The sequence below is a fragment of the Paenibacillus sp. JJ-223 genome (assembly GCF_927798175.1).
GTDB classification, from domain to species: Bacteria; Bacillota; Bacilli; order Paenibacillales; family Paenibacillaceae; genus Paenibacillus; species Paenibacillus hubeiensis.
Genome location: NZ_CAKMMP010000002.1, coordinates 492,445 through 513,163 on the forward strand (window position 1 = coordinate 492,445; position 20,719 = coordinate 513,163).

A 20,719-nucleotide genomic window follows, 5' to 3' on the forward strand; every position below is an offset into this window, starting at 1 on the left:
CGTGAAGTTTTGACGACTTTTGAACGTTTCAAACCAGGCTTGGCACACCCGGAGGAAATTCCGCGATTCATGGTCCTCCGTTACCGCGTATGGTCGTACAAATCGTCTTTCAGCGGTTCATTATCCGAGAACAGATCGGGATTTTCCCGCAGCATCCCTGTGATCACCTCTGCTACTTTTGCAGCATTACAAACCCTCACCACCGCATCGCCAAGTTTCCCCTTGTACATCGCCCCTTCTCGCTCCAGCACCTCGTCCACCTTCCAAAAGTGCTCGGACCAGGACAATCCGCAATGTCTGCGTGAAGGTACCCGTATCTTCGTTCCATCGGGCAGAACGGTGCATAACGGTTCATGTCCGTCCGTCAACCGGCCTGGGATGTCCACCCACTCCTCAACGCCATGGATAAACGTATTCCGTTTCAGATCTACGCCCACCAAAATAATGGTCGCTTGCCGATCCAGCAGTTTGCCCCATGCCGAACCTCTCGCACAAGGCGTGTCGAACAGATGATCATCTTTCGTAAACGCTTCTGCATCCCGACCGAGAGCGGCTACCGAGTGCGTCGGATGCCATGAACGAACCACGCCAGGGCGTTTGCGGAAAAGCTCTGGCAAAATGCCGACGCAGCATGGCGATGATTCCACGTGGAACATTGGGTTGCTCGCATTGATCGTGGACCACGTATGCGTGGGCAAAACGAGCAGTCCCTCTTTCATGTATTCGGTTAACGCATCAAGTACCGTGTCGGCTCCGCCCTCGACTTCACCTATGCTTTTCATGGAAGAATGCATGAGCAACGTGCCCTTGCCGTCGATGCCGAGCTGTTGGAGCTGCTGAAGCAAGCTTGCTTGAGTATGCATAACTATCAATACCTCCTTTTAAGTATTATAAAAGAAAACCGTTGACCGTTGTACAATGGAAGGATAAATTATCCAACCACATAAGAAAGGGCCGGAGGGTTGCCTCCGGCCGCTTCATAAGAAATCGTATGCGTGAATGATGGCCAAATTACTTAATGACCACGTACTCCAAATTAACCAGTTTGGCATAGGTCACGATTTGATCTGTCGTCAAATTCAGGGATACCACGGTATGATGACCGCCGCCATTTTCGATCCAGGCTTTGACCCCATCCTGGAAGTTCGGCTTCACGTTCCAAAGCACGCGGGCCACCGGCAGTTTTGGAGCCGGAACCGTCGGTTCGAAGGCAGAGACTTCGTTAATCAACAATTTGTAGTGTGTCCCGAAGTCAGCCATGGAAACAACTACGCCTTCGCCGGCTTTACCGTCAAATACGAGACGTGCCGGATCTTCGCGATCGCCAATCCCAAGTGGGGACACGATGATTTTTGGCTTGTTGCTCGCCAGCGTCGGATCAACTTCAAGCATGTGGGATTGCAGAATCGCTTCCTGACCTGCTGCCATCTCGTAGGTGTAGTCTTCCATGAAACCGGTGTTTTCGTTATGAGCCATCACTTTCAGCAAACGGTCAAGCGCAGCCGTTTTCCAGTCGCCTTCGCCGGCGAATCCATAGCCTTGGGCCATCAAACGTTGAACGGCCAGACCCGGCAGCTGCTTCATGCCGTGCAGGTCTTCGAAGTTTGTCGTGAAAGCGGTGTATCCGCCATCATCCAAGAAACGTTTGATCGCGATCTCGTAGCTCGCTTGCACGCGCACGCTGGCTTCCCAATCTTCTTTACTGTACGTGCCGTAGTCGAATTCATACAGCTCTGCATACTCGCTCATCAGATCGTCGATCTCTTGCTCGGTCACAGCATTCACGTACTGCACGAGGTCGCCGATGCCGAAGTAGTCCACGGTCCAGCCGAACTGGATTTGGGCCTCCACTTTGTCGCCTTCCGTAACGCCCACGTTGCGCATGTTGTCGCCGAACCGAGCCACTTTAATGTTGAAGCTTTCGTTATAAGCAACGGCTACGTCCATCCAATCCGCGACTTGCTTCTGCACTTCAGGACGCTCCCAGTAGCCAACGACGATTTTATTTTGTTTTTTCAGGCGGGCATTGATGAACCCATACTCGCGGTCGCCATGCGCCGCTTGGTTCAAGTTCATGAAGTCCATGTCGATCGTCGCCCAAGGGATGCTCTCATTGAATTGGGTTGCCAGATGGAGCAGCGGCTTTTGCAGCAATTTCGTGCCGCGGATCCACATTTTCGCCGGGGAGAACGTATGCATCCACGTGATTACGCCCGCCACCTCGTCGCGATAGTTGACTTCCTTCATGATGCTTGTGATTTTGTCCGCGCTGACGGCCAGATCCTGCAATACGAGCGGGTATGGCAGAACGCCGCTTGCGTTCAGGGCATCCGCGATTTTTTGTGCATTCGCTTTAACCTCGCCCAGCGCCTCATCCCCGTACAGATGCTGCGAACCTACAACGAACCAAAATTCTTTAGCTGCTGTTGCTGTCATATCGATCATCCTCTTTTCCATGGTTTATGTTTTTCAAACATTGTTCCGCTTGTGCTGATGTCCGATTTATTTCTGCCCGTAATAGGCGTCTTTGCCGTGTTTGCGCAAATAGTGTTTATCCAGGATGCCTTGCGGCAGCTCCTTCGCAAAGTTGTTCAATTGACGGGCGTACAGATTCATTTTGCACACTTCCTCCAGCACGACACTGTTCACGACCGCCGACTTGGCATCTTTGCCCCAAGTAAACGGTGCATGGCCATGAAGCAGTACCGCCGGGATCGCCATGACATCCAAACCGCGTTGCTCGAAAGTTTCAATGATGACGCGGCCGGTTTCGGCTTCGTACCCGCGGTCGATTTCCTCCTGGTTCAAAAAGCGTGCGCAAGGCACGGGGCCATAGAACGTGTCTGCATGCGTCGTACCCATCACCGGCACGTCCAGTCCGGCTTGCGCCCAGATCGTCGCCCATGTGGAGTGGGTGTGCACGATACCGCCGATCTCCGAGTAATGCTTATACAATACGGCATGCGTCGCCGTATCGGAGGAAGGTCTCATCTCGCCTTCCACCACGTTGCCGTCGAGATCGACAACGACCATGTCGCTTGGTTTCATTTTGTCATAGCTGACGCCGCTCGGTTTGATGACGAACAGACCGCTTTCCCGATCGATCGCGCTGACATTGCCCCAAGTGAATTTGACGAGGCCGTGCTTCGGCAATTCCAGATTCGCCTCGTAGACTTCCTGTTTCAGTTGTTCCAACATGTTAGTCCCTCCCGTTCTCTACCAGATGGTCGACGGCGGCCTGCTCGATGGCCAATCCCTTCCGGTAGCGCTCGATAAATGCTTCGAATCCTTTGACGTCGGATGCATCCGGCGCAACTTCCTCTCCAGCAACATCGCTGAACACTTTCTGCTCAAGGAAGACATCCAGGCTCTCTTCTTGATCCTTGTTGATCAGATAGGAAGCCAGGAGCGCCATGCCCCATGCTCCGCCTTCGCCTGCGGTGGACATGACCGATACCGGCACGTTCATGGCCGCAGCCACGATGCGTTGTCCGACGACAGGCGTTTTAAACAGCCCGCCATGGGCCAAAATGCTATCAATGGCCACATTCTCGTTCTTCGTCAAAATGTCCATCCCGATCTTCAGCGCGCCAAAGGCGGTAAAGAGGTGCGTGCGCATAAAGTTCGCCAGGTTGAAGCGGCTTTCGGGCGAACGGACGAACAACGGACGGCCTTTGTCGATGCCCGTGATGTTCTCGCCGGAATAGTACCCGTAACTCAACAAACCGCCGCCATCCGGCTCTGCTTCAAGCGCCTTGTTGAACAGGACGCTGAACAGCTTGCCGGTATCGGCTTCGAATCCCATCGCTTCCGAAAATTCGCGGAACAAGCCGATCCATGCGTTGATGTCGCTCGAGCAGTTGTTGGCATGCACCATGCCCACAGGGCTGCCGTCCGGCGTCGTGACCATATCGATCTCGGGATATACTTTGGACAGCTCCTTCTCCAATACGATCATCGCAAATACGGACGTGCCGACCGAGATGTTACCCGTGCGCTTTCTCACGCTGTTCGTCGCAACCATGCCGGTTCCGGCATCGCCTTCCGGAGGACAGAGCGGAATGCCTGCCTGCAAATCCCCCGATGGATCGAGCAGCTTGGCGCCCTCCTCGGTCAAGTCGCCTGCACGTTCTCCGGCGAGATAAACTTTGGGAAGCAGATCCTCGACCTTCCATGGATATCCTTTGGCAGCAATCAGCTCGCTGAATTGCTTGATCATGGATGGATGATAGTCATGCGAGGCCTCGTCGATCGGGAAAATCCCCGAAGCATCGCCGATGCCGATCGCTTTGCTGCCCGTTAACAGCCAGTGGATGTATCCGGCAAGCGTGGTCAGGAAATCAATGCGAGGCACATGTTCTTCCCCGTTCAGGATGGCTTGGTACAAGTGGGCAATGCTCCAGCGCTCTGGAATGTTGAACTGGAACAGCTCGGTCAACTCTTTCGCTGCGGCGCCGGTCGTGGCGTTCCGCCATGTCCGGAACGGTACCAGCAGCTCGCCTTTGTTATCGAACGCCATATATCCGTGCATCATGGCGGAAAATCCGATGGAACCTACGGTCCGCAGGGCCACTCCATACTTTTGCTCGACCTCTTGCTTCATTTCGCGATAGGCCGTCTGCATGCCGGCGATGATATCTTCCTGGCTGTATGTCCAATATCCGTCTTTCAGGAGATTCTCCCATTCGTAGCTTCCGGACGCGACGGTTTCAAAACGCTCGTTGATCAACACGGCCTTGATCCGCGTAGATCCAAATTCGATCCCAAGCGAAGTCGCTCCCTTGGCAATCGCTTCTTTCATGTCCAAATGACTCATGATCACGCTTGTCCCCTCTCTGATCGCAAGTTTTAAATCCGAAGGATGGCATCGCTAAAAAAGCGCAAAAAATATATTGAATTCATGAATTCGTATCGAAAATAAGCGGCCTTTTACTCGAAGAACTTTTTCGTCCCCTTCAAGAAGGCGCTTTCTCCAACTGACAGCCTTAGTATATTTTTTGTACGTACATTTGTCAATAAAATATAATAGTTATACCTACATAGTCCGTGAAAATTGCCGCTATAGTGGACTATTCTTACATTTACCAGGCTATACTGTTAAGTACACATCCCTGTTTCACCCGCAAATTGTACGGTTCATTTCAAAAATATGTACCTTTCGTTCCCATCCCGCCGCAATCATGATAAAATATGTACGTACAACTATTTCGATAACGACTTTTTATATATGAAACGACAATGAAAGAAGTGGATGACGTGAAGCCAAAGTATCAAATCATCATCGATGACATCAAAAGCGATATCCTCGCCGGGACATACAACGTGGGAGAACAAATCCCGACCGAGTCGGCGTTGCAGGAGAGCTATAACGTAAGCCGCCAGACCGTACGGAAAGCCATTTTGGAGCTGTCGAACGAAGGTTTTCTGCGAAGCGAAAAGGGCTCGGGGACCTATGTAAGCAACCAATACAGGCTGCGGTCCGGCGGCCACGCCTCGAAAAGAACGATCGGTGTCATCACGACCTATATCTCGGATTACATCTTTCCTTCCATCATCCGCGGCATTGAAAGCCGATTGAATGAAGACAACTATTCGCTGCTGCTTGCCAGCACCAACAATGATGTCGCCCAGGAGAAAAAGGCGCTTGAAATGATGCTGTCCTACGGCGTGGACGGTCTCATTGTCGAGCCTACCAAGAGCAATTTATACAACCCTAATATCGCGTACTATCTTTCTTTTAAAGAACAGGACGTGCCGTTTACGATGATTAATGCCTATTATGAGGAGTTGGAGGTGCCCTTCTTCTGTCTGGATGACGTGCAGTCCAGCTATCTCGCCACGCGGGAACTGATCGCCAAGGGCCACGCCCAGATCGGCATTATCGCGAAAATGGACGATTTGCAGGGGAAATACCGGATGAAGGGATATATCAAGGCCCTGGGAGAAGCCAAATTGCGTTTTCATCCCGAGCAGGTGCTTTCGTTCGATACCGCATCCAAACCGGATCTATCGACCAGCCTGGAAACGTACTTAAGCGAAAACAGGGACGTTCTGACCGCCATTGTCTGTTACAACGACGAAGTGGGGCTGGAGGTGGTTCATACTTGCCGCAAACTTGGCATTTCGATCCCTGACGAGCTTTCCATCATCGGCCAGGACAACTCGTATATCGCCAAAAACGCCAACATCAAGCTCACGACGCTGACCCATCCCCAAGAGCAGATGGGACGCGACGCCGCAGACTGGATCATCAAAACACTGCAAGGCAAGAAAGACTTGGCCGCCCATACCTATTATCAGCCTGTGCTGGTCGAAGGGGAAACCGTTAAGGAAATCGAAGTGGAGTAACGCAGTGGCAAACGCCAAGGCGGATGAGTGGCAGAAAGCATGCATGATTGGTTGCGATCTGCAAGGGTGTACCCCGCACTGCATGATACATTGGGATTCAGAGGGAGGGAAGCGGAATGGCATGGTTTGGACGGCAGCATCGACAAGCTCGTTCAGTCCACCGGACAGTTTGGCGAAACGGCAACCGAGCTTTGTCTGGTCAATGCCATTTGCGATTACCGTGAAGTGGAAGGCGAACATACCTTTCCGTATATGCTGTTCGCCCACAAAACCGACAATGACGGAGATCTCTGGGAGATCTCCTTTTTGGTTGGTTATGGGCGGCTCCCCTTTGCTGCAGGAAATTGAATCGTAACCGTGGTGCCACGCCCTTTCGCACTGTTATAGCGAATCTTTCCATCATATTTTTCCACGATGTTAAAACAGATCATCAATCCCAAGCCGGTTCCGCTGCTTTTCAACGAATAATAGGGCGTGCCCAGCGACCTTACCTCATCTTCGGACATTCCACTTCCTTCATCCATGACTTTAATCTCAATGAATTCATGGTCTTTCTTCGCCATCACCGCAACCGATTGTCCTGCATCGGAAGCTTCCAACGCATTTTTGATCACATTCATGAGCAGCTGCTTGAATTCGATTTCGTTGATGAAAATCAAGCAATCTTCCTCCGCTTGGATACGGAGGTGTTTGTCGGACAGCATCGCGTAGGAGCCGATCAGCCCCTCAACGCTCTCCACGACATCCTTTACATTTACCTCCTCCGGACGCTGGTCTACACTGGGCTTCGACAAGGTCAGAAATTGGGAAGTAATATGTTCCACCGTATTCAGTTCATCGATCATCAATTGAAATTTGTTCTTGGTTGACTCGGAGAATGAAGGGTCCTCTTTAAAAAACTGCAAGAACCCCCGGACTACCGTAACCGGGTTGCGAATTTCATGGGCAACGGCGGCCGTCAAATGCGCGACCATTTTCAGCCGCTCGGATTGTTGCAATTGTTCGTAATAGTGCTGCTGTTTCCGCATCCTCACGAAGGAGAGATGAAAGATCAGGAACATTAATAGTTGAATCGCCACGATGTTGATCAGATTGCCCACCACGTCCTGGTGCAAGTAGGCATAGGCATTGCGCTGATCCACCAAAAGGATGTACGAGAACGTGAAGGCGATTAAAATGCCGTTGACCGTGAACGAGAAATAGAACAGCTTGGAATCAAAAAACAGGATCGATAATGCGGGAAAGAGAGAAATGAAAATATACGTGGTCCACGTCTCCGGATACATAAAGAACAGGGTGTAGAAATAAGCAAACCCCGCCAGAATGATCACTTTTCGAAAAAAATGGGTCTCGCGCCTGGGATACATCCATAAACATGCCGATATTCCTGCTACGCACAACAAATGGATGATGTATCCGAGGTTAATCTCCTCCAGCTCGGTCGTAGACAGAATCAATCCGCCGAACATCAGCACGATGACGACAGACATGATGATATAATATGTTTTGCGGTTCACTTGACTGTAAAATTCCTTCATGAATTCACCACTTAACCCTTTTATTGATGTCCTTCCTTTTCAATGAATGAAAAGATCATCCATATAGCCCAGTTTCATCTTTGGTTGTGTACAATATAACAAGCTTTTTATTATTATGTAATTTTAATTTTTCCACAGCTGGGCAGGAAATACAGGGAGTTGCCATGAACCTCTTTATTATTACGAGTTTTCAGGAGGTTGTTACGTGCAAAAGGCATGGGGTTCAGTGTTATTTGAGCAAATATTCGGGGAAAACGTGAATCGGGAGGCCGGTCCATCCAAACTTGTGGAATTTGCCGAAACGATGCTGGCAAAAAATAAAGCGGGAGTTGGCAAACGCATAGCGTATTGGTTTGCACCCCCGCTTCAAACTATGTTTCAATGCAGGTCCACCTTCGAGGAAAATGAAGTTGGTTCTATTTCGGGCGTGGATATCGACCGGGAAATCAGCTCGCGAAGCCGTTTTTTGTCTACCTTGTCAACGATCGTTCGAGGCAACGTATCCAGAATGATCAGATGTGCCGGCCACTTGTGGCGAGCAAGGCTTTTTTCGCAGAACGCATGCAATTGTTCCAGACTCAAGCTGTCCCTCTTTTTCTGCAATACTACGCAAGCGACGAGAGCCTCTCCCTCCAGAGGAAGCGGGATTCCCACCACTGCCACATCAGCCACTTGGGGGTGAGCTAAAATCGCCTGCTCCACTTCGGCGCTGTATACATTGGAGCCGCCAACGATCACCATATCCTTCAGCCGATCCAACACATAGAGATACCCTCCCTCATCCACATAGCCAAGATCGCCGGTACGGAGCCAGCCGTCGATCATCGCTTCACGGGTGGCCTCCGGCTGACGCCAATATCCGATCATCGTCTGCGCGCCTCGAACGACGATTTCGCCGGGTTCATTCACTTGCGCCTCCCGCCCATGCTCGTTCACGATGCGTACTTCGAAAGCCTGCTCGCCTTGAAGTCCCAAATCTGCAGGACGTCCTACCGATTGAAGCCGGATCGGATCATGCAGATGTTGAGCGGGAAACAGTCTGCTGATCGACATGCCGCATTCGGCCTGCGAGTAGTTGTTGACCATCAAGGCGCCAGGAAACTTCGCAACCGAATCCCGCAGCGTTTCCGGTGCGATTATAGATCCCCCGCAGCCGATCACCTTCAGGCTTCGCCTATCTCGATCGGTCGCGGAGAACTCACGATTGAGGTCACGGAGCAGTTGTCCCACCGTGCTTAGATGTGTAATCCGGTCGCGTTCCACCGCTTCCAGGATGCGGTGTACATTTGCCGGATATTCATCCAAAAAGATAAGACATCCTCCTGCAGCCATAGTGGCCCATATCTGAAACTGGCCCACCAAATGCGAAATGTTGAGTACCAGCACGCGACGGCCAATGTCATATCCGAAACCGGCAGAAGGCGTGACCTGGTTCCAGGCAGCGATGCCGCGATGCGAATGCATGACCCCTTTCGGTCTGCCCGTCGTTCCCCCCGTATAGACCAATACGGCCACGTCGTCCTCACTTCGTCCGCAAGTGCTAACGGACGACGTTTCGATGCTGCTTTCGTTAAGGGAGTCCGCGAAAACAGCGACTGCTCCCTCCTCCGCGGTAATGAAGCGGGGCGGATTCGCCAGCAACGCTGCCGCCGATTTCGCAGCATCGGCATAGCGGCGATCGTGAATGACGATCTTTGGTTCGGCATCCTTCAGAATGGCCGCAAGCTCTGGAGCTGTCAGTAAAGGGGATGGTGCTAATGGAACGGCACCAATCCCAACAGCGGCATATAAGGCAATGACCAATTGAGGATCAGGGGTGTCCCAACAAAGCGATGCGATCACCAGGCCGCACCCCCTCTGCATAGAGGACTTGGCCTACTTGTTCTGCATTTTGGTGAACTTCCCTATAATTCATAACTTTACCGTGCCTTAAAAGCGCTGGTTCCTCAGGGTATAGACTGGCTGCCAATGGCAGGCGTTCCGACAGAAGCATAGTACGGCCCTCCACGTATGGGATTGAATAACCGGATCAGGAAACTCGGTATTGCTCGAACATACCACACATAAGGAGTTTATAGGCATATATTGTTTTGATCGAATTGATTAGTCATTGAAATAAATGGTTTGGAATCCTATCTAGCACAGTGCTGAATAGCAGTCACGAGTGGAATTAGGTCCCTTCCCCTACGCTTTGTCCACTCCAAACCGTCATTTTACCCGCCATTTAATTGGACCAATTTTACATAAAGATGAGCGATTTTCATACAAACATATACTTCCATTGGCAGATAAGCCTCTGTTGGCCCGTCCGGCCTCAGCAACCCATTCACCGTGAGGTGGGTGGGCTTTTTCTTTTTTTTATGTATACAGTCGCCCGGAGGAATAATTTTTTTTGAAAAAATTCATCGTTTTTCCGTGCTGACACGTCTTTCATACGAACAGAATTTCAATTTCAAGGGGTTTCTGCCGCATACCGGAACAAAAAAGACAGAAGGGGGCGGTGAGGGTTGGAAAACACGGGAAATCAATACGTAGAAGATACGCCATTTTCGATCATGGATGAAGACGTTTTTTTCGAACGCTTAACCCGCGAACAGCACAAGTTGTATTCCGTCGCCTACAGCTACATGCGGAACGAAGCGGATGCGCTGGAGATCGTACAGGAAGTGGCCTGCCGGGCATGGATGAAACGAAAGAAGCTCAAAAACGAACAGTCGTTTACGCCATGGCTGATCCGAATCACGACGAATTGCTGTATGGACGAGCTTCGACGCCAAAAGCGGGTTTCCCCGACGGATACGATACATGAGGAAGCCACCCAGGAAATGAAGCATAACGACCAAATCGATTTGGAGCGGGCCTTCGTGAAATTAAAGCCTAAACACCGTCACGTCGTGATGCTGAAATACTACCAGGACATGACGACCGCGCAGATCGCCAAAGTGCTCCAAAGGCCCGAAGGCACGATCAAAAGCTGGCTCCGGGAAGGGCTGAAGCAGCTTCGAAAATATCTGTAGAGACAGGAGGCGTGTCCATATGTCGGAAAAAGAACAGCGCATGCTGGCGCAAGATTCCAGGGACGTACATAGAAAGGCACAGATTGCGGAGATCAAACTATCGACGGCGATCCGCAAAGGAATAGCGGAAGGCAAGAGACGCGAAATGAAACGACGCAGGGTTGCATACGGAGCCGGGGTCATTGCAGCCGCTGCGGCATCCGTGTTCTTCACGACTTCACCGCTGGGAGCTCCCTCAAGTGAAAAAACGTATGAAGTGGTTCAAACCACAACTACGCAGCAGCCGATCGATGTCGAGCTGTTCCGGCCGATGGCCAAACAGGATCAAGGCATTGCAGCCGCGCTGGATCAGGGGCTTGTAAAGCCGATCAACCAAAGTGTGGAGAAAGACGGATTCCGCATCGATGTTGCGGGTGCGTTTACGGATGGACGTAAATCGTACATCATGTACAGCGCGCAAAACAATACCGATCATACAGCCTATCCCCTGATCGATTCGCTGGCCTTCGGCGGCGTCGAAGCCTCCTCCTTTAAAGCACAATCCATGCAGGCCACGAGCAGCAGCGAGCTCCTTCCCGGCGAAACGGGTTACTACGTGTACACGGCCAGCCTGGAACCTGCTGCTTCCTACAAGGAAGGTGCCACGATCGGCTTGAAAATTTGGGATGCCGTAAGCAACGAATACCGGAGCCGTTTGAAGTTCACGATCCCGCTTGAACCTGACCTGCTTGAGGAAAAGGATCGAATTTATCACCCAAGGAGCACACTGGTCGTGGATGGGCAAAAAATAAACGTGAGCCAGGTTCAATTCACTCCACTGAATACGTACGTCGATCTCGAATATGACGCAAGCAATGACCAGCAAATTTTCAAGCTGCTGAACCCTGTCCTGGTCGGCGAAAAGGGGGAGGAACGGGAGAAGGTATATTACCCGGACACCATGTTTTCGGACGACTCCAAGGTCACGCTTGTATTCAGAAGCAACTCATTCGATCACATGGACGGCGTTTCATTGAAGGTATCCGGCATTGCCGCGCTGCCTAAAGAAGAGATGCACATCGCCATCGACCTGGGTCAAAAACAGATCGTTGCGGCGCCGGACCAATACGTTCAAATCATCGAACCCGAAGAACCGGCGGCAGATGGAGAGATTTTGCTGTATTTTAAACGTGAAAAAGCGATGGCTGCCCAAAGCTTCGGCATGTCGCTTGAGCATAACTTCACGGATGCGGAAGGTAACAAGCACGACTTGTTATCACCGGAAACCATTAAGCAAGGCGGGCATTCCGTGTCCACTACAGCCGATAGTTCCATTGAAGACTACTATGCCGTAAATTTTGGAAAAGAGGCTTTGGATTATCGGCAACCTTTAACGATTGCGATCGAGCAATACTGGAATCCGATCATGGATTCGCAGTCTGTTGAACTGGTCTCGAACTAAGAAAACATGTAACACAACAGAAAGGCATGATGGGGGGTATTAATCTCCCATTCATGCCTTTTTCGGGTGCACCGATAAGCGGCTTCATTCCGATTTCTTTTCTAAAGGATCGTTTTTATATAACTTGCTCATATGTTCAAGATGAGTGACGCCCCAATCATTTAATGCCTGCAACACGGAGCTTAAACCTCTGCCGTACTCGGAAATGGAATACTCCACCTTCGGAGGAATCTGATTGTACACCTCGCGATGCACGATATCGTTGTATTCCAGCTCTCTTAATTGCTGAGTGAGCATTTTTTTGTTGATATCCGGTATCGCCTTTTGCAGTTCGCTAAACCGCATGGTGCCTTTCGAAATAAGCTGCAGCAAAATGACCGGTTTCCACTTTCCCACCAAAATGTTCAATGCCGATTCGAATTTACAATATTCTTCCATGGAACGCTTCACCCCCTTATGTTTCATAAGGTCACTTTTTGTTAACCAGGTTTAGATAAAGTGCCTACTTCCTGAGTCTTGTCGTTAGGCTCTATTATACCTTGTGTAACGAATAAAGTGATCAGGAGGTCTATGTTCATGAATGTTGTATTATGGATAATTCAAGGGGCTGTGGCATTCGGCTTTGTTTACTCCGGGTGGTTGAAGGCGTTTCAGCATGAAAAAGCCAAAGCATCTTGGGGGTGGGTCAAAGACCTCCCCAAAGGTCTCGTCATCATGATCGGATTGGCCGAGTTATTAGGAGCGCTAGGCGTTATCCTGCCTCAGGCCACGAATATTTGGCCTGTTCTGACGCCAATCGCCGCGACTGCGCTGGCAATCATCGTTCTTTTGGGCGCTCTGCTGCACATCACACGCAAGGAATATCGGGAGATCGGCGTGAACGTCGTCTTTTTCGTCCTGGCTGCATGGGTTGCCATCGGTCGTTTTTTAGAATGATATGCCCTTCTGATGGCGAAAAGCATCGTATGAGCAGCGCTTTGATTGTTTTTACTACGCTTTAATGGTAATCTGAACCATAGAGATGCAAATAAAGGAGCATATACCTTATCATGTGGACTACGCTGTAGAGATTACGAATTCAAAAGGATGCCTTCAATTATGGGTGAATACACTCGTTGATTTGGCATGCTTGGAATTCATCTTGCAGGGTATGCAGGAAAGGTGCATCATACACCCATTCTGCGGATACCTGACGGTATCTGCTTTTTATTTTTTGGGAAACCGCGTCTCTATGATTCTTGCCTGCTTATCCTCCAACCACGAAGGAGGAACTTGATTATGCAATCGAAATTAGTGCTCATCGAAGGGCTGCCTGGTTTCGGCAAAACGACGACGGCTGGGCTCGTCCATGAAATTTTAGCGGAAATGAACGTTGCATCCCGATTGTTTCTGGAAGGCAATTTGGATCATCCTGCCGATTATGATGGCGTTGCCTTTTTTATAGAGCATGAATTCATTGAATTACTGCGTTCATATGGACCATTTCAAGATCTATTGAGCGATCACGCTATTCGAGAGGGTCATCATTACTTTTTGGAATATCGAAAAATGCAAAATAAATTCGGTGAGAGCTTGCCCGATGAATGGATGAAATCCATTTTCAAACACGATATCTACGAGCTGCCATTTGAACAGAACAGAAAGCTGATCACGGATCGGTGGAAGAGGTTTGCCGAGCGCGCGTGGGCCGGCCCCGATCCCTTTGTGTTTGATTGCTGTTTCATCCAAAACCCTGTAACGATCGGGATGATTAAGCATCATGCTAAGAAAGAAGACGTGATGGGCTATGTTACGCAACTGGCGCACATCGTGGAACGTTTGAATCCATTATTGATTTACGTGGAACAGCAGGATTTGGGTTGTTCTTTCAAGAAGGCCATACAAGAACGGCCGCGGGAATGGTCCGAGGGGTTTATCGATTATTACACGAACCAAGGCTACGGCAAACGTCATAACCTCACAGGCCTGGAAGGCACGTTAAAGGTTCTTGAAGCACGGCGTGAACTGGAACAGGACATATTCGCCGGCTTACATATAGCCAAAAGAAAAGTCGACAACTCGTCCTATGACATGGAGGAATACAAACACGTTTTACGCGGGATTTTGGTGGAACATTTTCATGGATAAATGATGTTTCCGTACTTAATGTTGAGGCAAAACGTAGGGCCATCCTTTAGAGGACGGCTCTTTGTTTGAGAAGCGGATAATTTCATCGCCTCCTTGTTGTACGTATACTGCTTGAAGGAATATGGCAGGTAGGTTTGTATATGTAAAATGGTTATATATTTCCATGTAGTAAATGTCGTTTCTTCTGAATGCACTTCATTTTTCCGAAAAGCTTTCCCCCTTTCAGCCATCCACTGCTTTGCGCAAAGTTAAAATATTTTCCTCCAGAAACGTTCGATTTTTTTCGATCCCTCTGTTCTTACACCAAACCACTGCACTGAAAGCGTCGTAAAAGTCATAAAACGGCAGCACCGTTTCCAGATCCAACATCGGTCGAATCGTTTGGTAACCTTCGATGTACGACGCTTTTGTTCCCGGATTGACCTCCCAAATATACCGATTAACCTTCGTAAAATCGATTTCCGAGGATCCGCCGCGAGCGCTCTCGAAGTCGATCATGCCAGCAACGTCGCTACCGTTCACCAATATATTGGCGGGTCTGAAATCCATATGAACAATGCATGGTCCATCAGGATCGGGCAAAGCTGAGAAAACGCGATCAAAGTGCAGAACACTTCTTTCGTATAATTCGGGGTCAAGCATTTCTTGGCATGGCTCTTTCCACTTTTCAAAATTGTTTTGGATATGCAGCCGCCAATCATTTGGATCAAAAACTTTAAATCCATCGGTCACATGGCAGCCGTACCCTGGCATGCTGACTTCATGGAGCATGGCATGATGCATCCCGATCTGAAAGGAAAGTTTCTCGTCAATGTTTTCTGTACAGGGCATCCCTTGAATCGCCGAAAGCAGCAATGCTCCAGTCATATGTTCATCCCCAGACCAAAAGTCCAACACTTCTGGAACAGGCAGCACGTTCTTCAACGTCTCAAGCATCTGAAATTCACGAAACAGTTTATTTCGGTTAAACGGAATTTTGACATAAACATGTTCACCGCCAGCAAGCGTAAGTTTGTACACTTCTGAACTAAACGAATTCGGAACGCCGTCGATGCTTAACACGTTCAATTTCATCTTTTCAATGACGTTCATAATGGAACTCATGGGGCACCTCCTGTTTAAATATAGCCTCAAAACGGAAAAGCCCCTTCCGTCTCCAAAGGGGCTGAGTATCGGACTATCCCTCTTGCTCTTCGTCCTGACTAGGCGGAGCCATCAGGCTTTGGACGGCACCCATAAACGGCCGGATGGACTTGATCATGCCATACCCCATCTTTACGACCGGGACGAATCGTTGGATCATGCCAAACAGCCGCATACCGTTGCCAAGTAAGCCTCCAGCCGAAGCCGCACCGCCAAGTCCTCCGAAACCGCCGAACAGCGAACCAATCATGGGCATAAAAGACGAAACCTGCGCGCGCTGTGCCTTGCGCGAATGGGTTGGCATCTTGCGCGTGCCGTTCACCCGTCCCCGGTTCTGCGAACGAGCGCCCTTGCTGCGTGAACCGGTCTTGCGCTTGGAAGAACGTGAACCCTCCCCTGTCGCCTTGTGCGGTAGCGTTCCTCCACCAGTGAGCACTACGCCTCCGTTATTTACGTCAGTTATATAACCGACATATGTCTCGCCACTGTGAAGAGTGACGCAGACAGGCCGATTTTTGTACCGCTTAGCCTTTACGCGTATTGAGTTGGTTTTAGCCATGAAATCTCACCTCGCTCCACTGAAATCTAATTCAGTTTACGCGCTGGGTGGACTACTTGCCTGTGCGAATAGGACATCCGCATGCCGAAATGGCCGGGACAAGAGTAGTTCCGTCCTATCCAACATCATGTTCACAAGCCTCCAAGATATACCCTGCATAACGCAGCGTTTCCTGGTCCTCAACCCGGTCAAGCTTTTTTAAAATCACGGGAATAAACCCCGTCAAATCCTCGGTTTTACTGTACGCGTGCAGAATCCTTAAAGCTTCCAGAAAACCCCCATGCCCATCTGATTGCAATAGTCTCAAAAGATATTCTGAACCTGCACCAAAAGAAGTTTTGCAGATGAGCCGAATGGCTGTGGCGTGATTTTTGGAGCCTTGAGCCGCGATATTTTGCAAAAAACCAAGGGTTTCCTGAGAGACCTTCTTAAACTTGAACATTCCATCAAGCGCCTTAGCCTGGATTTCTTCGTTTGGAGCGGTTTCATAAATCCTGATCAACGCCTTCTCGTCACCCGGCATTCGGCTGCCAAACCACCCGATATCATAATCCAGAATAATTTCATCAAGCCAGCGCTCATACCAGTCCAGAAAGCTGTCCTCATAGACAAAGAAAAAGGGATGATCGGGATGGAAATCGGAAGTGTATACTACTTTCCCCCGGTGTTTGCCTTCAAGTACGAGATACATATCATATTCGCAGCCTTGTGTCCCTATGCACAGCATGCCGCCCAGCACCTTATTACGGGTATCGTCGTATTCCTCATCCGAGATGTCCTCATCCTTGGTCAGAGGTTCAATCAGATCGTTCCATTCCTCCTTAGCCATTCCGGGATACAGCACGGATTTTGCAAGGAGAGCCTGACTTTCGGTATAGGAAGTCGCCTTTTCGATCGAATAGATTCCATAATAGGGTCCGGCGCCTCCATTGCCGACTTCTGTCAAAAACGATGCGAAAGGCTCTGGCAGGTTGACCTGATTACGGGCTTGCCATTCAGCCAGCTCTTTTGCTGTAAGCCTATCCTTCACTCTGTACCGATGTGAGGATGCCCCAAACACGGAGAACGATGTGTCTTTGCACATGGCTTGATTCAGTTTGTCTTTTATGCGCTCCAGCTGCGTTTCTGTATTCCCCAATCCCATCGATCGGCCCCCCGTTAACTAGCCTGTTTTCGTATTCATTTTCCTTTTCCTCTTATTCATCCATTTTAGCATTTGGTTTGGAAACTTGTTTTTCCTTCCAATGTGGCCTGCAGGAATTTTTTCGACTTTTTCAACCGCTTCTGAATCTCTTCAATTTCTTTGATTTTCTGTTCAACCAGCTCTTTCTTTACCTCATACGATAGATTGAGTTGTTGATCGACTAGTGAACGTAACTCTTCTACAGAAAATCCTACGGATAAAAGGGCCTTCACATCCTCTAGAAACTCAACAATATTCTCCGAATAGATCCGATAATTATTTTCATCTCTCTTCACAAATGTGTCCGGAATCAGGTTTTTACGTTCATAGAATCTCAATGTCGATATAGGCAGACCCGTTAATTTGGAAACATCATTGATTCTCATCCTATGGCCTCTCTTTATTGATTTGCTATAAACCTAGGTTCATAGTCCATAATGCGAATATGATAACGAACGACATACTCAATGTCAAAAAAATTGGCCGTTATCCAAAGGAGAGATTTGATGTTTAACCACATTGTTAATAACGATTTCGCAAGTATAGTCAAGGGACGACGTTCTGTGCGTCATTATGATGAACATATTAAAATATCGAAAGAGGAGCTCAGCGAAATCATCTCGGAAGCTAGTTTGGCTCCATCCTCTGCAAATATGCAGCCATGGCGGATCGTTGTTGTTGAAACGCCGGAAGGAAAAGAGAAGCTACGACCTCTGATGCGTTTCAATACCTTACAAAACGATACTTCATCTGCCATGGTAATCATTTTCGGTGACACCCAGAGCTATTTACATGTTGAGGAAATTTACAATACAGCCGTGGAACAAGGAAAAATGCCAGCTGAAGTGAGAGACAGCCAACTTGAGACCATTCTATCGATGTATCCAACTCTCCCCCAACATATCAAAGTTGAAGTTGCAAAGATCGATAGCAGCCTCTTTGCTATGCAGCTCATGTTAGCAGCGCGCGCACATGGGTATGATACGAATCCAATGGCAGGCTTTGAAATGGATCAAGTCGCACAAGCCTTTGATTTGGATGGAGAACGCTATGTTCCCGTCATGGTTATTTCTATAGGTAAAGCCAAGGAGGAAGGATATGAGTCCGTTCGATTAAGTTCCGACAAGATTACATTCTGGAGATAACGGGCTATTCTAAATCTATTCACTACTTTTTCTTCAAAACAACTCTTCTAAACAGGCTAATGGTGCCCAATCATCCTCTCTGAATCTCACATACATTGGAGCATCATATAAGAGGGGTTGATATTGTGGTACGTATCCTTGATAAAGCGGCAGTTCAGCCGCTTAATCGCTTTAACCCGGCCAAATCGTTTACGATTCGACGTTCCCCGCAAAAATCCGGCATAGCAACGATTCCAATACGGATTCCAGCGAATTCCCAGCCGAACCGGGTAGATTTGGTAGCCTCCATTGGGGTAAGAGGTGTCAAAGGCATTGCTCAAGTTCGCTTTAGAGTCTTCCGCGGCAATAAAGAAATTTTCAACACACAGCAAGGGATCGAATCTACGGGTTCAGAACAAAATTATATCGTTACTTTCCAGGCTGAGGATCGAAATGTCCCAGCAGGTACGCATGCATACACGGTTACAGCCGAAAACCGTACTCCAAATACAAGAGTAGATGTCGTAGGACCCATATCATTTAGCGGGTTGGCGGTTAAAACCAGAAACTAACACCGCCTCTGATCCCCGACCTAGCTCTCAATATCTTTCTGCTGCTTAAGATGGTTCGAGCAGGAAAAGCAAACACAGTGCGCCTCAATAGAAGGTGCACTGTGTTTGCTTTTCCTGCTTCTTGTGGGATGGTTCAGCTTAGTCTAGTTACCTCATATTACACTCTTTGAGAGGGTTCAAGCTCCCCTGAGTGCTGGCTCCGATAATCGAATAACAGCCGCTGCATCTTTTCAACGGTGCCGTCTCGATGAGGAACATGAATGGAAACGGTCAAATTGGAATCGTTTAAATACTGAAACGAAACCAGATCAAAATTCAATGTCCCGAGATTCGGACATTGGAGTGCCTTTGGGGCATCGATGGCATCCAGAACCTCATAGGATTCCCAGAATTCCTGAAACTCGCTGCTGGCTTCGCACAGCGCCTCGAACTGCTCTGACCACCAAGGGTCATCTACGTGCCTGGCGTACCCGGCATGGAACTTGGCGGCGATCCTCCGGGCATGCAGCTCCCATTGGTCCCCCTTGATGTAGCGAAAACGGGGAGAAGTAAACGTCATCCAGACAAAATTCCGTTCCCGTTCAGACATCGCCGCAAGGTTCCCGTTCAGCGCGCAATAGGCTTCATTCCATGCAATAATGTTCATGCGCTCATCCATGACATTCGCCGGAGATACGTTTTGACTATCCAAAAAACGTTGGAGTTCCGGTGTTGCCTTAGAGGTTTTCCATGTTTCGTTCAAAGGCAGCTGCTTGCGGGCAAGGTAAAACAGATGCCTGCGTTCCGATTCATTCAACCGCAGCACTTCGGCTATTCGATCAAGAACTTCAGCCGACACATTGATATGACGCCCTTGTTCCAAATAGGTATACCAATCCAAGCCCACATCTGCCAACATCGCCACTTCGCTGCGGCGAAGTCCGGGTGTCCGTCTGCGTCTGGTCTCCGGTAATCCAATCTGCTCCGGAGTAATCCGTTCCCGGCGCATGCGCAAAAAGTGAGACAACTCCTCATAACGGTCCAAGCTGAACGTCATGATCCCTCTCCCCTCCTTCGAATTCATGAACGTAGGATTCCCCATCCTACGATAACCAGATCTCTTCCTAGCCTCTTCAGGTCCATTTATACTCAGTTTATGTCTTCCTTCGGGAGAATAGCAAGAATGGAAACGACAGCGTACATCGGCTATCTAGGCGAAAACTGCAAAGTCGAATATAACCAGAATTTGAGGAGGGAAAAGGATGTTTGAGCATATCGTGCTTTTGAAATTTAAGCCGCATGTCTCCAACAGCGAGAAAGAAGAAGCGGTAAACCGCGCTCACGATTTCAAAGGAAGCATTCCGGGGATCATCGATCTTAGCGCGGGGATTAATGTTACGGAGGAAACAGAGCACGTTCAGGGCTATACGCTGGGAATCAGAGTTACCTTTGAGAATCAGCAGGCTTGCCGGGATTATATTCAGCACCCCCTGCATCAACGTTTATTGCAATCCATCGGACCGCTAGTTGAGGGCATCGTCGTTATGGATTATCCGGTTGCTTAGACCGAAGAAATGGAAAACAAGGCGGTCGCCTCCGGAAGGGCAGCCGCTTGTTTTGATGGCTATTTGGATTTGGAAAAACCTCTCTTTGTAACTCGCTCTCTAGCGATACGGTTCACCGTAACG

General features: G+C 49.2%; 21 protein-coding genes and 1 pseudogene. 9 read left to right on the plus strand and 13 right to left on the minus strand.

Going from position 1 to position 20,719, the window contains the following annotated elements; all coding sequences use genetic code 11:
* Positions 1-80: 80 nt before the first annotated feature.
* The 4 genes from L6H98_RS05700 to L6H98_RS05715 all read right to left on the minus strand — a co-directional run bounded on the left by L6H98_RS05700 (position 81) and on the right by L6H98_RS05715 (position 4,816).
* Positions 81-863, minus strand: a complete 783-nt coding sequence (locus L6H98_RS05700; protein ID WP_236413537.1) for an AAC(3) family N-acetyltransferase — start codon at positions 861-863, stop codon at positions 81-83.
* A gap of 148 nt (positions 864-1,011) precedes the next feature.
* Positions 1,012-2,436: an L-arabinose isomerase gene (gene araA, locus L6H98_RS05705; RefSeq protein WP_236413538.1), complete on the minus strand. Its 1,425-nt coding sequence runs from the start codon at positions 2,434-2,436 to the stop codon at positions 1,012-1,014.
* 66 nt (positions 2,437-2,502) lie between these two features.
* Positions 2,503-3,198: an L-ribulose-5-phosphate 4-epimerase gene (locus tag L6H98_RS05710; RefSeq protein WP_236413539.1), complete on the minus strand. Its 696-nt coding sequence runs from the start codon at positions 3,196-3,198 to the stop codon at positions 2,503-2,505.
* A gap of 1 nt (position 3,199) precedes the next feature.
* The gene (locus L6H98_RS05715; protein WP_236413540.1) at positions 3,200-4,816 is read right to left on the minus strand and encodes an FGGY-family carbohydrate kinase; all 1,617 of its coding nucleotides are present in this window, start codon (positions 4,814-4,816) and stop codon (positions 3,200-3,202) included.
* 440 nt (positions 4,817-5,256) lie between these two features.
* Between L6H98_RS05715 and L6H98_RS05720 the strand changes: the two genes are divergently transcribed.
* Together L6H98_RS05720 and L6H98_RS05725 are read left to right on the plus strand one after the other, a co-directional pair.
* Positions 5,257-6,348, plus strand: coding sequence for a GntR family transcriptional regulator (locus L6H98_RS05720; protein ID WP_236413541.1), 1,092 nt, complete (start codon positions 5,257-5,259; stop codon positions 6,346-6,348).
* Between the two features lie 39 nt (positions 6,349-6,387).
* Complete coding sequence (locus L6H98_RS05725; RefSeq protein WP_236413542.1) at positions 6,388-6,696, plus strand: hypothetical protein; 309 nt, start codon at positions 6,388-6,390, stop codon at positions 6,694-6,696.
* Here L6H98_RS05725 and L6H98_RS05730 read toward each other — a convergent pair.
* The 3 genes from L6H98_RS05730 to L6H98_RS31360 form a co-directional block, all read right to left on the minus strand.
* On the minus strand, positions 6,663-7,886 hold the full coding sequence (locus L6H98_RS05730) for a HAMP domain-containing sensor histidine kinase (protein ID WP_236413543.1): 1,224 nt from the start codon (positions 7,884-7,886) through the stop codon (positions 6,663-6,665). The two genes, L6H98_RS05725 and L6H98_RS05730, sit on opposite strands and share 34 nt — an antisense overlap.
* Before the next feature lie 378 nt (positions 7,887-8,264).
* Positions 8,265-9,728, minus strand: coding sequence for a class I adenylate-forming enzyme family protein (locus L6H98_RS05735; protein ID WP_236413544.1), 1,464 nt, complete (start codon positions 9,726-9,728; stop codon positions 8,265-8,267).
* Positions 9,697-9,879: an AMP-binding protein gene (locus L6H98_RS31360; RefSeq protein WP_356722654.1), complete on the minus strand. Its 183-nt coding sequence runs from the start codon at positions 9,877-9,879 to the stop codon at positions 9,697-9,699. Before L6H98_RS31360 ends, L6H98_RS05735 begins: the two co-directional genes overlap by 32 nt.
* 514 nt (positions 9,880-10,393) lie before the next feature.
* Between L6H98_RS31360 and L6H98_RS05740 the strand changes: the two genes are divergently transcribed.
* On the plus strand, positions 10,394-10,903 hold the full coding sequence (locus L6H98_RS05740) for a sigma-70 family RNA polymerase sigma factor (RefSeq protein WP_343261346.1): 510 nt from the start codon (positions 10,394-10,396) through the stop codon (positions 10,901-10,903).
* A gap of 19 nt (positions 10,904-10,922) precedes the next feature.
* The gene (locus L6H98_RS05745; protein WP_236413545.1) at positions 10,923-12,344 is read left to right on the plus strand and encodes a DUF4179 domain-containing protein; all 1,422 of its coding nucleotides are present in this window, start codon (positions 10,923-10,925) and stop codon (positions 12,342-12,344) included.
* 84 nt (positions 12,345-12,428) lie between these two features.
* Here the strand turns inward: L6H98_RS05745 and L6H98_RS05750 are convergent, their stop codons facing one another.
* Entirely contained in the window at positions 12,429-12,782 is a 354-nt protein-coding gene (locus tag L6H98_RS05750; RefSeq protein WP_236413546.1) for a helix-turn-helix domain-containing protein, read from the minus strand.
* 138 nt (positions 12,783-12,920) lie between these two features.
* Between L6H98_RS05750 and L6H98_RS05755 the strand changes: the two genes are divergently transcribed.
* Positions 12,921-13,280, plus strand: coding sequence for a DoxX family protein (locus L6H98_RS05755; protein ID WP_236413547.1), 360 nt, complete (start codon positions 12,921-12,923; stop codon positions 13,278-13,280).
* Between the two features lie 342 nt (positions 13,281-13,622).
* A complete protein-coding gene (locus tag L6H98_RS05760) occupies positions 13,623-14,471 on the plus strand; it encodes a hypothetical protein (RefSeq protein ID WP_236413548.1) in 849 nt (282 codons plus the stop codon).
* Between the two features lie 222 nt (positions 14,472-14,693).
* Here the strand turns inward: L6H98_RS05760 and L6H98_RS05765 are convergent, their stop codons facing one another.
* From L6H98_RS05765 to L6H98_RS05780, 4 genes and pseudogenes are all read right to left on the minus strand, one after another.
* Positions 14,694-15,575, minus strand: coding sequence for a phosphotransferase (locus L6H98_RS05765; protein WP_236413549.1), 882 nt, complete (start codon positions 15,573-15,575; stop codon positions 14,694-14,696).
* A 73-nt stretch (positions 15,576-15,648) separates the two neighbouring features.
* Positions 15,649-16,173, minus strand: a complete 525-nt coding sequence (locus L6H98_RS05770) for a hypothetical protein (protein ID WP_236413550.1) — start codon at positions 16,171-16,173, stop codon at positions 15,649-15,651.
* A 139-nt stretch (positions 16,174-16,312) separates the two neighbouring features.
* Positions 16,313-17,317 (minus strand): annotated as a pseudogene (locus tag L6H98_RS05775) (SMI1/KNR4 family protein); the annotation flags it as partial.
* Between the two features lie 65 nt (positions 17,318-17,382).
* Entirely contained in the window at positions 17,383-17,742 is a 360-nt protein-coding gene (locus tag L6H98_RS05780) for a MerR family transcriptional regulator (RefSeq protein ID WP_236413552.1), read from the minus strand.
* 120 nt (positions 17,743-17,862) lie between these two features.
* On the opposite strand from L6H98_RS05780, the gene L6H98_RS05785 reads away from it, so the two are divergent.
* Together L6H98_RS05785 and L6H98_RS05790 are read left to right on the plus strand one after the other, a co-directional pair.
* Entirely contained in the window at positions 17,863-18,501 is a 639-nt protein-coding gene (locus L6H98_RS05785) for a nitroreductase family protein (protein WP_236413553.1), read from the plus strand.
* Positions 18,502-18,626: 125 nt separating this feature from the next.
* Positions 18,627-19,052, plus strand: coding sequence for an exosporium protein C (locus L6H98_RS05790; RefSeq protein WP_236413554.1), 426 nt, complete (start codon positions 18,627-18,629; stop codon positions 19,050-19,052).
* Between the two features lie 157 nt (positions 19,053-19,209).
* Here the strand turns inward: L6H98_RS05790 and L6H98_RS05795 are convergent, their stop codons facing one another.
* The gene (locus L6H98_RS05795; protein WP_236413555.1) at positions 19,210-20,088 is read right to left on the minus strand and encodes a helix-turn-helix transcriptional regulator; all 879 of its coding nucleotides are present in this window, start codon (positions 20,086-20,088) and stop codon (positions 19,210-19,212) included.
* Between the two features lie 205 nt (positions 20,089-20,293).
* Here L6H98_RS05795 and L6H98_RS05800 point away from each other — a divergent pair, with 205 nt between their 5' ends.
* The gene (locus tag L6H98_RS05800; RefSeq protein WP_236413556.1) at positions 20,294-20,596 is read left to right on the plus strand and encodes a Dabb family protein; all 303 of its coding nucleotides are present in this window, start codon (positions 20,294-20,296) and stop codon (positions 20,594-20,596) included.
* Positions 20,597-20,719 lie beyond the last annotated feature (123 nt).